Genomic DNA, 16,649 nt, shown 5'->3' on the forward strand with positions numbered 1-16,649 from the left:
ACACATTTATAGCGGACTGGACCAAACATCAGGCATGGCAAAGCGGGTAAAATAACGAACGAGATAACGAAAATGCGCTATCTCGCAGGCCTTCTCGGCTTGACATCGCTGGAGCGTCCATATATGTTCTGATAATTCCCTTTGCTTGTGCCATTTAGACGGTTTAGGTATCGCTTGGTCTCGACCGTTTTGGTAACCCGACCGCCATAATAACTGTAACTATAGGTGTTCGTTGTGTCTGTCTTTGCATAGCCATTGTTAGAATCAACCTTACTGCTTTGCGTTAATGGGTTACCGTAGCTGTCCACCGTTACGTCTTTAGTTTTGGTCGCAATCAACGTCTGGCTGCTAACATCCGTATTATAGGTTTTAGTAACCGTTCTGGACGGGTAGACCAGATAAGGTTTGGTGCTGTTGCCAGTAACAAAGCGCGTTTCCTGCTTACGACCAAAAGTTGACGTCATATCTGATTTCAAACGCCAGATACTGGTATTCACCGACGCGGTTGACAGCGTTGCAAACTGCGTACTGCTTAGCTGTACAGGCGATGCTTGTATTCCTTCAGCAGAAATGCCCTCTGCTGCACTAAAGATCTCGGCTGTTGCTGTCAGAGTATCAATAGGTGCAAATTTTGGTGCCTCACAAAGCTCACCGGGCTGCCAGGAGCAGTTACAGGTTTCCGGAAATTCTTCGCATGGGTCAACAGGACCGCCGCCACCCGACCCTCCGCCGGAGCCACCACCTGCACCACCTCCTGAATCACCGCCAGTGGACGTATCACTGCCATAACGCACATACGTCTGAACCCGCTCCGGACTGCCCCGATAATCGCCATCCTGACGATAAGTTGTGATAACTTTAGTCCCGCCATTCACCGCTTCCATTTCAATCTGACGGAAGCCCAGCATGCCACGGCCCACCTGCGCCTTGGCACCGTGGTACTTGTACTTAATGGTTTCGCCTTTTGCTGTAAAAGTACTGACTACGCGTGCGCCTGATTTCATGTCCGTTACACGACCATTGCCCCAGCTCTTGGTGCGTGCATCATTATGCGGCGTATAAATGTTGCGGTTGTTCAGCGTCGAATACGACACTGTAGTATAGGCACCAAACCCGTTTCGTACTGACGTGATCAGGTTGGTTGGCGCATCCGAGTTTTGATACAAACCCATGCGCCCCTGAAATACCAATTTGTCAGCGGCACCATCACCTGTGACGTCCATGTAGGTCGTAAAGTCATAATTAGACCCATTCGAAGTCATTTTTCGGTGGGTAAAGTTCGTGCCGTTATAAAAATAAAAATGGTCTCCGTGATTTTCCCGGTATACTTCTGGGATCCCGTCACCATTGATATCAAAAACCTTCAGGCTTGGCTTGTCATAGTTAAACAACTTGATCCCGCTGCCAAGCCCCGTGCCGGTATTGATCCGCGCATACCAGTCATTACTATTGGTTCGATACAGAATATCTGCCAGACCATCGCCATTCAGCTCTACCGCCTGAATGTCTTTGTATGCACCAGTACTCCCCAGAGAGTAAAGTTCTTCAAAGGTGTCGCTGCCCTTTGAGACAAGGACTTTCCAGTAAGTTACATATGAATAACCCTGTGTAGTGATTAGACCTGATGCCTGGCTCAGTAGCTGTGCCTGCTCCGCCTGGAGTGCTGCGGTGGCGGCCGGTCCGCCTACCATATTGACCGAATTCAGCTGGCTAAGATTCACCGGCGTAATAGGTGCTGATTCACTGTTGAGTGAGGTTGAACCACCATCGAGGCGCTCTACCTGGCCACCGAATTTATCGCCCAGATTAGCCGTGCTAGAGACTAAATGTTGTGTGCTGGCTGAAAAAGACTCTATTGGCTCTATCCCAACCGGGTCTTCGCACATGCCTTCAATGTCACAGTCGCCGCCCCCGCCGTCGCCACCGCCACCGCCACCACCGCCGTCGCCACCGCCACCACCACCACCACCGCTGGTGTAGGTGCTCACACGTACTTGTGCCAGAAAGTCGGCACGACCATCGCCATTAAAATCCATCGCCTGGAAGGTGTTGTCTTCTTTGTCGTAAGACAACATAGTCGCCGTTGAGCCATTTGGTGCCGACAAGTTGAACTTCAACGCTTTTGCTGTACCACTGGCCAGGCCATTTTTAGTTCCTTTTTGGTAAGACAGCTTGTTACCCACTAAGTGCAGCAGCTCAGGATAGCCATCCGCATCGATATCTAAAAAGCGCGTGTTATCATCCGAGCTCGGCTTACTGATCCTGTTCAGCTCTGAAAACCTGAAATTCATTGCTGACGTATGACGCATCAGTTGCCAGTACTGGCTGTTACCCTTCATATACAGGATGTCATCTTTGCCATCCTTATCATAGTCAATGACTTTCCAGGTTTTACGGAAAGTTTTCGTGGCAATGTCGTTGAAACGACGTTCATCACCAAAGCCATTGCCTGTATTCGGGATCATGTATAAATGATCTGACGAGCTGCCGCGGTCATTGCGTACAAACGCGATGTCGGTCAGGCCATCACCATTGAAGTCCATAAACTGGTGCGCTTTATAGCGGCTGTTTCTGGAGTAATCACGACCAATGTCTGACCCCAGACGAATGCTACCGCGTGCGTTCCAGTTAAACTCTGTCGGCGATAAGCAGCTGTTGTCCGACGAACAGGCCTGCACTTTTTGCAGCGCACTTTGCGTAACTCCGGTGCCGATATAGCTGTATGTCAGCTTATATTTACGCAGCAGGTTCCCAGAATAGTATGACTCAACTTGCTTCAGCCGTTTGGTCAGACCTATTTTGTTGCCTTTAAGGTAAGACACCTTATGTTTATCCAGACGGTTTTCCCAGATAAAGCGAATTTCATTGCGGGTACCACCCGTGCCATGCCCTGAGTACTTGACTGCCGTCGGGTAATACTCAAGGCTACCACTAACCTTGGTATAATGATAAGTGTAGTAGTTGCCCGAGGCATCCTGAACACGCTTCAGTGCCCAGGTAAATGCCTTGCCTTGTTTTGCGTTAATCAAAGCATCCGAGGTGCTGCTGTACTTACCATAGGTATATTTATTGCCCTGCACATCCGTCACCGTGAAGGCATACGGGCCTGTGCTGGTGTTCGAGGTGTGAGCAATGATTTTCTGACCGCTGTTCTGACGGGTGCGGTATTCCGTGTTGTTGGCACCATACGCCTGACCGGATTTCACAATCAGGCGCTGTCCATCCAGACAGAAGCGGTCGTTAGTATCAAAGTTGACCGCACCGGCCTTGCCGTCGGTCTCCATATTCTGCTCACAGCGGGTAATGGCACTGAGTCCGCCAATCGCAAACCCCACACCCACATGACCATTATTAGGATTAGACGCATAGCTGAGCGACACCGACGGCTTCAGTCCGCCCGTTGATTCGCCCGTTGTGATGGGAACGGAGTAGGTAAACTCACCGCTGGGTGAAACATTACTCTCAGCCGGCAGTGAGCCCACATAATCATTGGTATTAATGGCCGAACTCAGGCCCGTAGCCTGGGCATAATGCACCAGCTCGGCAGAGGGGTTAACAAAGTCGCTGCGAAAATCATAGTTCACATCGCGTACCTGCATCTGCGCTCCGATGTCACGCAGGTCGATGCCAATACGGTAAGGGCGTACCTGACCATTTGATATGAGCAATTCATGTCCAAGGTCGGACTGCATCAGGATATCGGGCTGACCATCTCCGTCAAAGTCGCTGCGCAGACGCTTACCGATGACATCCAGTTCGCCACGCAGTGCCGTAAAGTCCTTTTTTGACAGATATTCCAGTCTGTAGCCATTCGCTGCTTCTACCACACGCACATAGGGCATGGCGTTGTGTACACGAATACTGACCGGTGCGTCATCCGCCGTGGTCACCTGTTTCACAGGTTGCTGATAATAAAGATAACCGTTACTGTCTCCCCAGACATCACTGCTGGGGGTGACCGGGCTGGCCTGTCCCGATACACTAAAAGCCCCCAGCATCAAAGCCAGGGTTCCTTTGTACTTAAACATGTTTGCTCACTTTGATTTTTATCTCGCGTTGATACCTGTCTGCACTGGCACACATTCAATTTGAAGAAACAGGTCTGTCACTGACACAATCAGGACGCGCGTTTTCTCGCCTGAATCGTTACAGGTGTCATGAAGTGACTGACAAAGTGTTTCTCACAGAATCCGGGTAACCGAATGCGTGTTCTGAATTGGGCAGATTGATGTAGCCGTATCGACATCTGGCCTGTGGTGTTATTCAACCACCTTCACTTCAACTTCGTCGATTTGGCAGCTGGCTGAGGCCTGATTAAAGGTAAGCTTAACGGGCAGGTTAGCTGCAACCGCAGTCAACAGCATAGATTGCATATTACGATAGTTTTCGCTGGTTTTATTCAACGCTGCGGCTTCATCCTGGTCAAGGTTACATGCCAAAGTGGCATTGGTACCCTGAGGGAACTTCACTTTTACCTGCGCAGTGTTGGCAACCACGGAAGAAAATACAACGTTTGATACCCCTTCGCAGCTGTATTTATTGCAGCTTGCTGCCGCCTGGCCCGCGAAAATGATGAGAAAAGCAGAGAGTGCAAGTGTAGAGAATTTCACTATTAGAATGTCCTATTGAGAGTTATCGGTACAATAATACCTAAAAAGGAACATAAAATAAATTTTAATTTAACACTATGATTACCAAGTACATACAAGCATTGCTAATGATAATAGAAAGCTAATTAGTTCATTCAGATAGGAACCCCATATTATCGCGCCTCATCAAGTTAAAATGCCGATCGGAACGACTGGGTCCGGGAGTTGTAGTTTATTTAGAATTTTTAGGTACGCGATATATCTCAGTCATGTTTGTCCTACCCGGCAATCGCTTTAATGAACTGACAATTGTTAAGCTACCGACAACTTAGCCATTGCCCACATCATCAAATATCGTATTTTGCTTTCCCAATATGCCCTTAGCCTAACCACGGATAACCTTCAATTCAGATAATCTGTCCCTCTTGAATTGAGGGCGCAGGCAACATTTAGAAGAAGCTTACCTTTTATCCTAAGTTTAAAAGTGTATGCCAGGAGCACCTATCGTTTTCGTGATCCTGGCAATAAGCTTGGCTAAGTGCACTGTTTTTGCACTACAGCATTAAGAAGCCGGAGCCAGCTCCCAGGGTCCTGTACCGTTTGGCTCATCGCCGCGAGTCCACCACTTAGCCACATACACTTTGCCGTTAAAGCTGGCTTTGTCGCCTTTCAGGTAAACCTTATTTGCCTCCCACGCTGCAACATTGTCAACGGGAGGTTTGTCATCTGGTGGTGGCAGATTGTCTACGACTGTAACTACCGGCCACCCTGTGTGTGACCCATAGAAGTTGGTGACACATTTCTCGTAATCCCCTTCCACAAGCGCAGAATAAGCGGTCTGATAGCCAACCAGCTTACATTCAAACGAGAATCCACCCGGGCGGTCAGCATAGTACTCCCAGTTTGCCTCCCAGTTTGTGTATAACACTTCGCCGGCACCATCCAGATTCAAACTACCAAATGGCGTTTGCTGCCAGCAGGTGTCTTCCTCATCACTTTCCACTGGAATGTTGTAATAGTGAGACAAACCTTCCCAGTAGCGAATACGATTAACAGGCTGGCCTTTATTCTTGTTATGCTCCCCACACTCAATACCACCATTAATGACGTTGATTGTGGTGCCAAAACCATACCCAATACCCGCATTCAGCTCAGTCTGAGACGGCACCCAGGTACGGTCGATCACATGTAACATCGCCGGCTTTGGTGCCTGTGGCGTCAGAAAAAACCAGATTGCAGAAGCCAGATTGAGCCAGGAATCGGCCACCAGAGCTGGATTGTTTAACAGCACGGTTGCGTCACCGTCAAACATGGCTTCGGAGAACATGCCATAGTTAAAGTGGTAAGACAGCTGTTTGGCACCACGACCGAAATACCCTTGCCCGTCAGCACACGGCCAGCGACGGTTTTGCCAGTCATTCTGGCCACAGCCTGTGGTATAGCCAGGTTGTCCTTCTGACCAGCCCATTTCACGTACATGGACCAGCGCTTGCTGCCACTCTTCCAATCTCAGTGGGTTATCCGACACATTGTCTTTCGCAATGTGGCCACCGGTTTCCTGGGCAAAGTGCGCAAATGCCGTAATGATAGACTTCTTACAAATGGCATCCGCGTTACGACCATCTGTATAGTCACCACAAAAAGCAGGGAACTTACCAATGGCGCGTAAAAAGCGTGTATAGGTATACTCAGGTGCCGCCATTTGAGTTAAAAAATCCCATTCACTTTGACCAAATACGCGCTCTACGCGTTTGACATTACCCGGATTACTGGCTGCGCCGGGGACAATCGCATCAACAAGGGTATTACTGCGAGTTTGTAATGCCTTTGCCCAGACTGCATACATTGGGTTGGCCGTCAGCGTCGACTCAGCCGCCTGAAGACCTGCTCGATCGAGTAAATATGCGCCTGAATTATTCGGGTCAGGTTGTACATTCAGCGCCAGTGCAGGAACACTGAGGCACCCCATCACGGCCAGACTGACAAAATTAAGTTTCTTCATAGGACATCCTTTACATGTTGTTGTGTTTGAGTGCTCTGCGGGCACCCGGATTTCAATTATTATCATTATGCTGCACAGCCTGTTTTCAGAGATCATTGCAACAACCTCATCAGACACACTGCTGTCACAATTATTACCAAGATGACATCGCTGTCAACAACACAAGAGTATAAAACGTACTAATTTCGTACCTATTTTGTACAGCTTTTTTGAACAGCTTTGTTTTCAATTGAGAAATGCTGCAAAATAGTCGGTACGTAAATGACTATTGGCAGTAGCATATGATCTCAATTATCCCTCTCGACACATCTCATTACCCGGCAGTGATAGAGCTTGGCAACCTGGTGCATGGCGAGAACTATCTGGATCTGGACGGCATTAAAATGATGCATAAACTAGGCACTCAGCATGGATTAAACGCCTCGTTTGTCGCCATTGATGAGTCTAATCAGGTAGTCGGGTTCAGAACGTCTTACAGTGCCGGTCAATGGCCTGTAGATAAGTGGTGCTCCCCGGCATTGTGGCCAGTGGATGAGCAGCATATGGCGTACTTTAAATGTATTGCTGTCCACCCAGATGCACAGGGACAGAGTATTGGACCCAGGTTACTCAAAGCGTCTGTCGCGGTCTTGAAACAACAAGGCGCAAAAGCAGGTGTATCGCACCTTTGGCAGCAAAGCCCGGGCAATGGTGCCGTAAAATACTTCACCAAAGCGGGGGGTAAACTCATCAAAGTGCACGACGATCGCTGGTTAGATCTCACCTTGTATGAGGGGTATCGGTGTACGCTTTGCGACACAGAATGTCATTGTCAGGCAGCTGAAATGGTACTGGAGTTCTGATGCACGCTTTTGATCCACTCCACGCTCCCCATTGTCAGGGCCAGCCGTTTGCCCCCAGTTACTGGGCTGCCACACAGCCTTTACCTGCCCCCCTGAGCGCACCACAAACATCAGAGCACTTTGACGTCGCCATTATTGGTGGTGGTTTTACAGGGTTACTGAGTGCTTACTATCTCGCTCAAAACTATCAGCAAAAGGTGTGTGTACTTGAAGCCAATCAGGTGGGTTTTGGTGCCAGTGCCCGCAACGCCGGCTTTGCTTTGCCGGGCTCAGGAAGACTTGGTTATGGCGATTATGCAAAACGTTGGGGGCTGGAGGTTAGCCAGGGCGTTTATAATGAATTTCAGGGTGGCGTTAACCGGGTCAGAGCACTCATTGATGAACATCACATCAACTGTGATGCACAGGCACCGGGTTACCTGAAGATAGCACACAACGCTCAGGCTTATGCCAACTTGCAAAGTGCTGCGCAGTTTATCTCAGATAATTTTGGCGGTGAAAGCAGTCAATTGCTCAGCAAGGCAGAACTTGACGCGCAGTTTATGCTGAATCACCACGCCCATGGTGCCATGCGCTACGAAAATGGCTTTGGTTTGCACCCGCTCAAGCTGCTGCTCGGTTACCGTGACATGGCCATTAAAGCAGGCGTTACCTTGTTTGAACAGAGCCTGGCCAGCCAGGTTAAACACGGTCAGCGCCACCAGCTGAGTGTAAACGATCAGGAAATCAGTGCAGATAAGCTGCTTTATACCGGTAATGCTTATAACAATAAACATAGCCACCCACTGATCGACAACCGTTACTTGCCTATCCTCAGCAGCATTTTCGTTACACGCCCGCTCAGCGATGATGAACTGACACAAACAGGCCTGAAAACACATCAGGTCGTGATGGATACCCGCAGGCTAAAGTATTACTACCGATTACTGCCTGATAATCGCCTGTTATTTGGAGGCAGAGGCGCTGTATTTGCCAAAGATCAGCATAAAACCAAGTATCTTGTTCATCTCAAAGCGGCTCTTGCCGAATGTTTTCCGTGCCTGACAGGCATAGCACACGATTATTACTGGCACGGTTACATTGCAGCAGCACTGGATGATATGCCGCATGTCTTTTTTGAAGAGAATGTTGGGTATATTTTGGGTTACTGTGGTTCAGGCGTGTCATTTAGCGCCCAGGCGGCCTACCGGCTGGCCCAACTTGCCATGAACGATACGGTGCCTGATTTACCCCTTTACCAGCGGCCTTTACCGATAATCCCCTTTGCACAACTTCGTCGTTTTGGTCAGCTGGGTTACTATCATCTGGCTCAAATTCAGGACAAGTTCTCCTAAACAAGTGACTTAGTGCTGTTACCAGGGAATAGCCAGTCCCTGGTAATCATAGAACCCGCCGCTTTGCGCTTCATGCAGTTCATCCAGCACTTGCTTCAGGCCTTGTGCAGATTCTTCGGCAGAGATCAATGCATTGGGCCCACCCATATCGGTTTTAACCCAGCCCGGATGCAGTGCCACGGTTTTTATTCCCTCCGGTAACAGATCATTGGAAAGGCTCTTGATCACCGAATTTAACGCCGCTTTTGAGCTGCGATAGATGTATCCGCCCCCTTTGGTGTTATTGGTCATACTGCCGACTTTAGAAGATAGCACAGCAAAGGTCTTTAACTTGCCCAGTCTTAGTTGCGGGGTGAATGCCTCCGCCAATTTTAATGGTGCAATCACATTGACTTCCATGACGCGCTTCCACTGCTCTACATCACAGTCGCCAAACGCGTAACCTTTCGGGCCATACACACCGGCATTGTTTATCACCAAATCAATGGGCACATCAATAAGCGATACGGCGAGTTTTGTCATTTGCGCATAGTTAGTGATATCCAGCGCGACTATCTGCAAATGGCTAAACTGCTGCTCCAGCTGCCACAACGCATCGGCAGATTGCGGTGCTCTGCAGCTTGCCAATACTCTCCAGCCTTGCTCAAGATACAGTTTAACGAGCGCAAGCCCAATGCCACGATTTGCACCTGTGATAAATAGAGTATTCATAAATTTACTTTAGCCTTTAACTAACGCCTCATCGTTCATTATATACGTTTCACTCACGTCCGGGGCAGTTACTTTATCAGCCATGACAAGGCTTGAGTTTTCTCTTCAAAGTAACGAGACTCTCCTTCAACAAACCAATTGCCCACCATAGCCGCAAGCTTTTGCCAACGGCTGTTGCCTAATACCGCTATCTTATAAAAGTCATGGCTGTGGCGCAGTGCCAGTGCTACATCGTCCCAGGCTGCATGCAGCTCCCAGCCCTCAAATTCAGTGACGTCGACCAGCAGCCTTATTTTTTGCCCGGTAGCCACTCTTAATGCACTGTCGATCACCGCCTTAATGGCCATATAGTCTGCATGGCTTACCTTGCCAAGTGCTGTAAAGCGCATTAACAAGCCATCATTCAGACGCTCAGTATCGACAGAAATGGAATGAAAACGCTCCATGACATCCTCAGTGAAGGATTTGCGTGGTACTGATCCAAATTAGCAGAGAGGTTAACAAAAAGGCAAAAAATAAACGTAAATTGCGCAACTGTTCGGGTGTTTTAATGAAACGATGCAATACACCACCGAAAATCAGCCAAAGGCTATCCACCAGAATGGCTATTATAAAGCAGGTGATCGCTGCCAACACAGCGCCAATCAGGGGACTAACATCAGGCACGCTGTTGTTAGCAAATATGGCAATACAAGCTGCATAAGCTTTTGGGTTAAGCAGGTTCAAAATAAAGCCATCCCGAAACCCAACCTCACTACCTTCTGCATGAGATAGTCCACTGCGATTGGTTGCAATTTTATAGGCGACATAAAACAAATAGGCGATGGCAACAATCTGGCATACGGTACTCAGGCTGGGGTAGCTTAAGAGTAATGCACCCAGGCCCGTCGCCGCAGCCACGATTGCCACCAGTAATCCGAGCAAAATACCAGATAAAAAAGGAACTCCCTGTCGCACACCTGAGCTGGCACCAACAGCGGCCAACGCTAAGGGGGCAGGACCTGGCGAGCCAAGTAACAATGCTGTGGTCAGAGCAATGGAAAATAACGCTTCGTACATCTTTTTCTTTCCTTAAAAAACAAGGCCCGGATTAACCGGGCCAATTTTCATCACTAAATTTGTTCTTGTGGGACTCTGACATGTCCCTCCATCACCACCCGGGCGCTGCGGCTCATCACCGCTTTTTTTGCCAGCCAGCGGCCATTTGCCAGTTCGGCTTCTGCGCCCACTTTCAAAGTGCCCGAAGGATGGCCAAAAGTAACGCTGTTGCGCTCACCACCGCCTGCCGCCAGGTTCACCAATGTACCGGGGATAGCAGCTGCCGTGGCAATCGCCACTGCGGCCGTGCCCATCATGGCATGGTGCAGCTTACCCATAGACAGGGCCCGAACAGACAGGTCAATGTCCTGCTGTGAAATGGCTTTGCCACTGGATGCGGTATACGCCTTAGCACCGCATACAAAGGCAATTTTAGGGGTGTGCTGACGTACCCTGGCTTCGTCAATGTGGTCAATCAGGCCCATTTTTACGGCACCGTAAGCGCGGATCTGCTCAAATCGGGTCAACGCCGCGTCGTCACCATTGATCGCTTCTTGCAGCTCCACACCGGTGTAACCTAAGTCCTCGGCGCGGAAAAACAAGGTTGGGATCCCGGCATTGATCATAGTCACATCAAACGTGCCAATCTCCGGCACTTCCAGTTGGTCGATCAGGTTGCCACTTGGGAACATATCTGCATCGCCGTCGGCCGGGTCTATAAATTCCACCACCACTTCGGCGGCTGGAAAAGTCACGCCATCAAGCTCAAAATCGCCACTTTCCTGCACTTCGCCATTTGCCATAGGCACATGAGCGATAATGGTTTTTTCAATGTTTGCCTGCCAGATCCGTACTACGGCAATGCCGTTTTCGGGTATTCTGCTGGCATCTACCAGGCCGTTGCTAATAGCAAAAGCACCCACCGCGGCGGTCAGATTGCCACAGTTGCCACTCCAGTCGATAAAAGGTTTGTCTATCGCGACCTGGCCAAATAAATAGTCGACATCATGGTCCGCTTTATCACTTTTCGACAGGATCACGGTTTTGCTGGTACTGGAGGTTGCACCACCCATGCCATCGGTTTGCTTGGCATAAGGGTCCGGGCTGCCAATTACGCGTAGCAGCAGTCTGTCGCGCGCTTCACCCGGCACTTGTGCCGCCTCGGGCAAATCACTGAGATTAAAAAACACACCTTTGGAGGTGCCACCGCGCATATAGGTCGCCGGCACACGTAGTTGAGGTTTGAAAGTCATAGTTTTCATCCTAAGTAGCAGAGTGAACACCCTTTGCGGATGCACTCTGCTCAGACAAGCTCCACAGTTAGTGCGGAGCAAGAATACAGTGGTTAAGCGTTTGCTTCCAGAAAGTCTTTGGCAAAGCGCTGTAGCACGCCACCGGCTTCGTAAATCGACACTTCTTCTTCTGTGTCCAGACGACACAGCACAGGCACTTCAAGCTGTACACCATTGCTGCGGTGGATGATCAGATTAAGCGTAGCGCCTGGTGTACGTGTGCCTTCGACGTCGTAGATTTCAGTACCATCGAGCTCCAGTGTTTTACGCGTTGTACCATTTTGGAACTCCAGCGGTAACACACCCATGCCAATCAGATTGGTACGGTGAATACGCTCAAAGCCTTCAGCCACAATCACTTCTACACCGGCTAAACGCACGCCTTTGGCTGCCCAGTCGCGCGACGAGCCCTGACCATAATCGGCACCGGCTACGATGATCAGCGGTTGTTTGCGTTCCATGTAGGTTTCGATGGCTTCCCACATACGAGTGACTTTGCCTTCGGGCTCAAGACGCGCCAGTGAACCCTGCTTCACTTCACCGTTTTCCAACACCATTTCATTAAGGAGTTTGGGGTTAGCAAAGGTAGCACGTTGCGCCGTTAAGTGGTCGCCACGGTGGGTTGCATACGAGTTAAAGTCTTCTTCGGGCAAGCCCATTTTTGCCAGATATTCACCAGCGGCACTGGAGGCAAGAATCGCATTTGAAGGCGACAAGTGATCTGTGGTGATGTTGTCACCCAGAATCGCCAATGGTCGCATACCTTTCATGGTGCGCTCACCTGCTAACGCGCCTTCCCAGTATGGCGGACGGCGAATATAGGTACTCATCTCACGCCACTGATAGAGCGGATCGTTGTCTTCACCATAGTCAACGCTCAGGTCGAACATAGGTTCGTAAACGGCACGGAATTGCTCCGGTTTCACGCTCTGTGCGATTACTGCATCAATCTCTTCATCGCTTGGCCAGATGTCTTTTAACGTAACCGGGTTGCCATTCTGGTCATGGCCCAGCACGCCATTTTCGATATCAAAACGCACTGATCCGGCAATCGCATATGCCACAACCAGAGGCGGTGATGCCAGGAAAGCCTGCTTGGCATAAGGGTGGATACGACCGTCAAAGTTGCGGTTGCCCGATAGGACGGCTGTGGCATAGAGGTCGCGGTCGATCACTTCTTGCTGAATTTTTGGATCCAGTGCTCCACTCATGCCGTTACAGGTGGTACAGGCAAACGCCACGATACCAAAACCCAGTTGCTCAAGCTCTGGTAATAACTGCGCTTCTTCCATGTAAGATCGCACGGCTTTAGAGCCCGGCGCAAATGAGGTTTTTACCCACGGCTTGCGGCTCAGACCCAGTTTGTTGGCATTGCGTGCCAGCAAACCAGCGGCCACCACGTTGCGCGGGTTACTGGTGTTGGTACAGCTGGTAATGGCTGCAATGATCACCGCACCATCCGGCATTTCGCCCTCACGCTGCTCGTAATCAGCCACAATACCTTGCTTAGCCAGGTCTGCGGTTGCAACGCGGCGATGTGGGTTTGACGGACCGGCCAGGTTACGGCCAACCGAAGATAAATCAAATTTCAGCACACGCTCGTACTGAGCGCCTGTCATAGCATCGGCCCACAACCCAGTGTGTTTGGCATATTGCTCAACCAGCTTGATTTGCTCGTCATCACGGCCGGTCAGACGCAGATAATCAATGGTTTGCTGGTCAATATAGAACATGGCAGCCGTGGCGCCATACTCAGGAGTCATGTTCGAAATGGTTGCCCGATCACCTAATGACAAACCCTCGCAGCCTTCGCCGAAGAACTCCAGGTAAGAAGAAACCACGCGTTCCTGACGTAAAAATTCCGTGATGGCCAGCACGATGTCTGTGGCAGTGATCCCTGGCTGACGTGTGCCGACCAGCTCTACACCCACGATATCCGGCAGGCGCATATAAGAAGCACGACCCAGCATCACACTCTCGGCTTCAAGACCCCCTACACCCACGGCAATTACGCCCAGTGCATCCACATGCGGGGTATGGCTGTCGGTTCCAACCAGAGTATCGGGGAATGCCACGCCATCACGCGCCTGGATAACCGGCGACATTTTCTCCAGATTGATCTGGTGCAAAATACCATTGCCCGGCGGGATCACATCAACGTTTTTAAAGGCCGTTTTGGTCCAGTTAATAAAGTGGAAGCGGTCGTCGTTACGGCGGTCTTCAATCGCCCGGTTTTTCTCAAAGGCGTTTTCTTCATAACCGGCGTGCTCTACTGCCAGGCTGTGATCAACGATCAGCTGAGTTGGCACCACCGGGTTTACTTTGGCCGGGTCGCCGCCTTTTTCAGCAATGGCATCACGCAGACCGGCAAGGTCTACCAGCGCTGTCTGGCCCAAAATATCATGACAGACCACACGTGCCGGAAACCAGGGGAAATCCAAATCACGACGACGCTCAATAATTTGACTCAGATAATCGTTGAGTTTTTCAGGCTCGGCGCGGCGCACCAGGTTTTCTGCCAGGACTTTAGAGGTATAAGGCAAGCCATCATACGCACCGGGCTTGATGGCTTCGACTGCTTCGCGCGTGTCGTAAAAACACAGCGAAGAGTCAGGTAATTTTTTGCGAAATTGGCTGTTCATAACTACTTCCAGAATTGCTCATTGGCTCAACGGCACAGATCTTTATGGTTATTGTCGGTGATCTGTGCCATACAGTGACGAATGTTAAGTTTGGGTATTAACGCTCAGACATAGCTGGAACCGGACGCAATTCCTCACCAGTATATTCCGCTGACGGACGGATGATACGGTTGTCTGCTCTTTGCTCCATTACGTGACCTGCCCAGCCTGTCAAACGCGACATCACAAAGATAGGCGTGAACAGCTTAGTTGGGATCTTCATAAAGTGATAAGCCGATGCGTGGAAGAAGTCCGCATTACAGAACAATTTTTTCTCGCGCCACATAACCGCTTCACACCGTACAGAAACCGGATAAAGAACGGTATCACCCACATCGGCAGCTAGCTTTTCAGACCAGCCTTTGATGATTTCGTTACGCGGATCAGACTCAGAGTAGATAGCGTGACCAAAGCCCATGATCTTTTCTTTACGCTCCAGCATGCCCATCATTTCCTGCTCAGCGTGATCGGCCGACTCAAAACGCTCAATCATTTCCATTGCCGCTTCGTTCGCACCACCGTGCAGAGGACCACGCAGCGAGCCGATGGCACCTGTGATACAAGAATGCATGTCTGACAGGGTAGAAGCACACACACGTGCAGTGAAGGTAGAGGCATTAAACTCATGCTCTGCATACAGAATAAGCGAAACGTGCATAACGCGCTCATGTAACTCGCTTGGTTTTTCGCCATGCAGCATATGCAGGAAGTGCGCACCGATTGAATCGTCGTCTGTTTCAACATCAACACGCACACCGTCATGGCTAAAGCGATACCAGTAACAGATGATGCTTGGGAAACAGGCCAGCATACGATCTGTGATGGCCTGCTGTTGTTCAAAGTCGTGCTCACCTTCCAGGTTACCCAACATAGAACAACCGGTGCGAAGTACGTCCATTGGGTGTGCGTCGGCCGGAATGCGCTCCAGCACTTCTTTTAATGCCTGTGGCAAACCACGCTGAGATTTTAGTAGTGCCTTGTAGCTGTCCAGCTCCTGCTGGTTAGGCAGTTTACCCTTTAGGATCAGATATGCGACTTCCTCAAACTGACAGTGTTCAGCCAGGTCTTTTACGTCGTAACCTCGATAGGTCAGGCCTGAGCCTGATTTACCCACTGTTGAAAGTGCCGTTTTACCTGCAACCTGACCGCGAAGGCCCGCACCGCTTAATACTTTAGCCATTTTGTTGTCTCCTGAATTTTTACCTGCTGGTTAATTTCATTGTGATAAAAGCCGCAAGAACGCGGCTTTATCTTTATCCTTTAAACTTTTTATTTGTTCTTACCTTGCGCAAACAATGCGTCGAGTTTTTGCTCATACTCGTGATAGCCAAGATAATCATACAAGTCCATACGAGTTTGCATGCTGTCGATGACGGCTTTCTGATCGCCGTTTTCTAAAATTGACTGATACACCATTTCTGCGGCTTTGTTCATTGCGCGGAACGCACTCAGCGGGTAAAGCACCATGTCGACGCCCCACTCTCCCAGCTCTTTTTTGTTCCACAGCTCTGTTTTACCGAACTCGGTGATATTCGCCAGGATAGGCACATCCAGCGCTTCGGCAAATGCACGATAATGTTCTTCGGTTTGAACAGCTTCTGCGAAAATACCATCTGCACCAGCTGCAACATAGGCTTTGGCGCGCTCAATGGCCGCTTCAAGGCCTTCCTGCGCGAATGCGTCGGTACGCGCCATGATGAAGAAGTCTGGATCGGTACGCGCATCTACGGCTGCTTTGATGCGGTCGACCATTTCGTCTGTCGACACAATCTCTTTGTTAGGACGGTGACCACAGCGCTTTTGAGCAACCTGATCTTCCATATGCACGGCAGCGGCACCCGCTTTTTGCATCTCCTGAATGGTTTTAGCAATGTTAAATGCGCCACCCCAGCCCGTGTCGATGTCGACCATCAGGGGCAAGTCACAAGCAGAGGTAATACGCTGAACGTCTGCAATCACATCGTTTAAAGAGGTGATGCCCAAATCAGGCAGACCGTAAGATGCATTCGCAACACCGCCGCCAGACAGGTAGATAGCCTGATGACCGATTTTTTTCGCCATGATGGCACTGTAGGCGTTAATCGTGCCAACTATCTGTAGTGGCTGATTGGCTTTTAGCGCGTCGCGAAATCTTTTACCTGCGCTGATGATCCCTGTACT

Annotated in this window: 12 protein-coding genes; 2 read left to right on the top strand and 10 right to left on the bottom strand. The window is 49.9% G+C overall.

Features of this window, described 5'->3' with window-relative positions; all coding sequences use genetic code 11:
- Positions 1 to 77: 77 nt before the first annotated feature.
- From MHN33_RS19815 to MHN33_RS19825, 3 genes are all read right to left on the bottom strand, one after another.
- Positions 78 to 4,028: an FG-GAP-like repeat-containing protein gene (locus MHN33_RS19815; RefSeq protein WP_239400632.1), complete on the bottom strand. Its 3,951-nt coding sequence runs from the start codon at positions 4,026 to 4,028 to the stop codon at positions 78 to 80.
- 231 nt (positions 4,029 to 4,259) lie between these two features.
- Entirely contained in the window at positions 4,260 to 4,610 is a 351-nt protein-coding gene (locus MHN33_RS19820; RefSeq protein ID WP_239400634.1) for a hypothetical protein, read from the bottom strand.
- Positions 4,611 to 5,151: 541 nt separating this feature from the next.
- Positions 5,152 to 6,591, bottom strand: coding sequence for a chitinase (locus MHN33_RS19825; protein WP_239400636.1), 1,440 nt, complete (start codon positions 6,589 to 6,591; stop codon positions 5,152 to 5,154).
- 284 nt (positions 6,592 to 6,875) lie between these two features.
- Between MHN33_RS19825 and MHN33_RS19830 the strand changes: the two genes are divergently transcribed.
- A complete protein-coding gene (locus tag MHN33_RS19830; protein WP_239400778.1) occupies positions 6,876 to 7,433 on the top strand; it encodes a GNAT family N-acetyltransferase in 558 nt (185 codons plus the stop codon).
- On the top strand, positions 7,433 to 8,767 hold the full coding sequence (locus tag MHN33_RS19835) for an FAD-binding oxidoreductase (protein WP_239400638.1): 1,335 nt from the start codon (positions 7,433 to 7,435) through the stop codon (positions 8,765 to 8,767). Before MHN33_RS19830 ends, MHN33_RS19835 begins: the two co-directional genes overlap by 1 nt.
- An 18-nt stretch (positions 8,768 to 8,785) precedes the next feature.
- On the opposite strand, the gene MHN33_RS19840 is transcribed toward MHN33_RS19835, so the two are convergent.
- The 7 genes from MHN33_RS19840 to prpB form a co-directional block, all read right to left on the bottom strand.
- Positions 8,786 to 9,478, bottom strand: a complete 693-nt coding sequence (locus tag MHN33_RS19840; RefSeq protein WP_239400640.1) for an SDR family oxidoreductase — start codon at positions 9,476 to 9,478, stop codon at positions 8,786 to 8,788.
- 68 nt (positions 9,479 to 9,546) lie between these two features.
- Positions 9,547 to 9,924 (bottom strand): STAS/SEC14 domain-containing protein, encoded by a 378-nt coding sequence (locus MHN33_RS19845; protein ID WP_239400642.1) that lies wholly within the window; start codon positions 9,922 to 9,924, stop codon positions 9,547 to 9,549.
- A 7-nt stretch (positions 9,925 to 9,931) separates the two neighbouring features.
- Positions 9,932 to 10,537, bottom strand: coding sequence for a LysE family translocator (locus MHN33_RS19850; RefSeq protein WP_239400644.1), 606 nt, complete (start codon positions 10,535 to 10,537; stop codon positions 9,932 to 9,934).
- A gap of 53 nt (positions 10,538 to 10,590) precedes the next feature.
- Positions 10,591 to 11,769, bottom strand: coding sequence for a 2-methylaconitate cis-trans isomerase PrpF (gene prpF / locus MHN33_RS19855; protein WP_239400646.1), 1,179 nt, complete (start codon positions 11,767 to 11,769; stop codon positions 10,591 to 10,593).
- Between the two features lie 92 nt (positions 11,770 to 11,861).
- The gene (gene acnD / locus MHN33_RS19860; RefSeq protein ID WP_239400648.1) at positions 11,862 to 14,450 is read right to left on the bottom strand and encodes a Fe/S-dependent 2-methylisocitrate dehydratase AcnD; all 2,589 of its coding nucleotides are present in this window, start codon (positions 14,448 to 14,450) and stop codon (positions 11,862 to 11,864) included.
- 97 nt (positions 14,451 to 14,547) lie between these two features.
- Positions 14,548 to 15,669: a 2-methylcitrate synthase gene (gene prpC / locus MHN33_RS19865; RefSeq protein ID WP_054013548.1), complete on the bottom strand. Its 1,122-nt coding sequence runs from the start codon at positions 15,667 to 15,669 to the stop codon at positions 14,548 to 14,550.
- Between the two features lie 89 nt (positions 15,670 to 15,758).
- Positions 15,759 to 16,637, bottom strand: a complete 879-nt coding sequence (gene prpB / locus MHN33_RS19870; protein WP_125717407.1) for a methylisocitrate lyase — start codon at positions 16,635 to 16,637, stop codon at positions 15,759 to 15,761.
- Between the last annotated feature and the right edge of the window lie 12 nt (positions 16,638 to 16,649).

This window comes from Pseudoalteromonas sp. OOF1S-7 (assembly GCF_022347765.1).
Lineage (GTDB): Bacteria > Pseudomonadota > Gammaproteobacteria > Enterobacterales > Alteromonadaceae > Pseudoalteromonas.

Excerpts from the sequence above, each read along its gene's own strand:
- MHN33_RS19815 (WP_239400632.1), bottom strand. The coding sequence starts at position 4,028 with ATGTTTAAGTACAAAGGAACCCTGGCTTTGATGCTGGGGGCTTTTAGT.
- MHN33_RS19825 (WP_239400636.1), bottom strand. The coding sequence starts at position 6,591 with ATGAAGAAACTTAATTTTGTCAGTCTGGCCGTGATGGGGTGCCTCAGT.
- MHN33_RS19835 (WP_239400638.1), top strand. The coding sequence starts at position 7,433 with ATGCACGCTTTTGATCCACTCCACGCTCCCCATTGTCAGGGCCAGCCG.
- MHN33_RS19840 (WP_239400640.1), bottom strand. The coding sequence starts at position 9,478 with ATGAATACTCTATTTATCACAGGTGCAAATCGTGGCATTGGGCTTGCG.
- MHN33_RS19845 (WP_239400642.1), bottom strand. The coding sequence starts at position 9,924 with ATGGAGCGTTTTCATTCCATTTCTGTCGATACTGAGCGTCTGAATGAT.
- MHN33_RS19850 (WP_239400644.1), bottom strand. The coding sequence starts at position 10,537 with ATGTACGAAGCGTTATTTTCCATTGCTCTGACCACAGCATTGTTACTT.
- prpF (WP_239400646.1), bottom strand. The coding sequence starts at position 11,769 with ATGACTTTCAAACCTCAACTACGTGTGCCGGCGACCTATATGCGCGGT.
- acnD (WP_239400648.1), bottom strand. The coding sequence starts at position 14,450 with ATGAACAGCCAATTTCGCAAAAAATTACCTGACTCTTCGCTGTGTTTT.
- prpC (WP_054013548.1), bottom strand. The coding sequence starts at position 15,669 with ATGGCTAAAGTATTAAGCGGTGCGGGCCTTCGCGGTCAGGTTGCAGGT.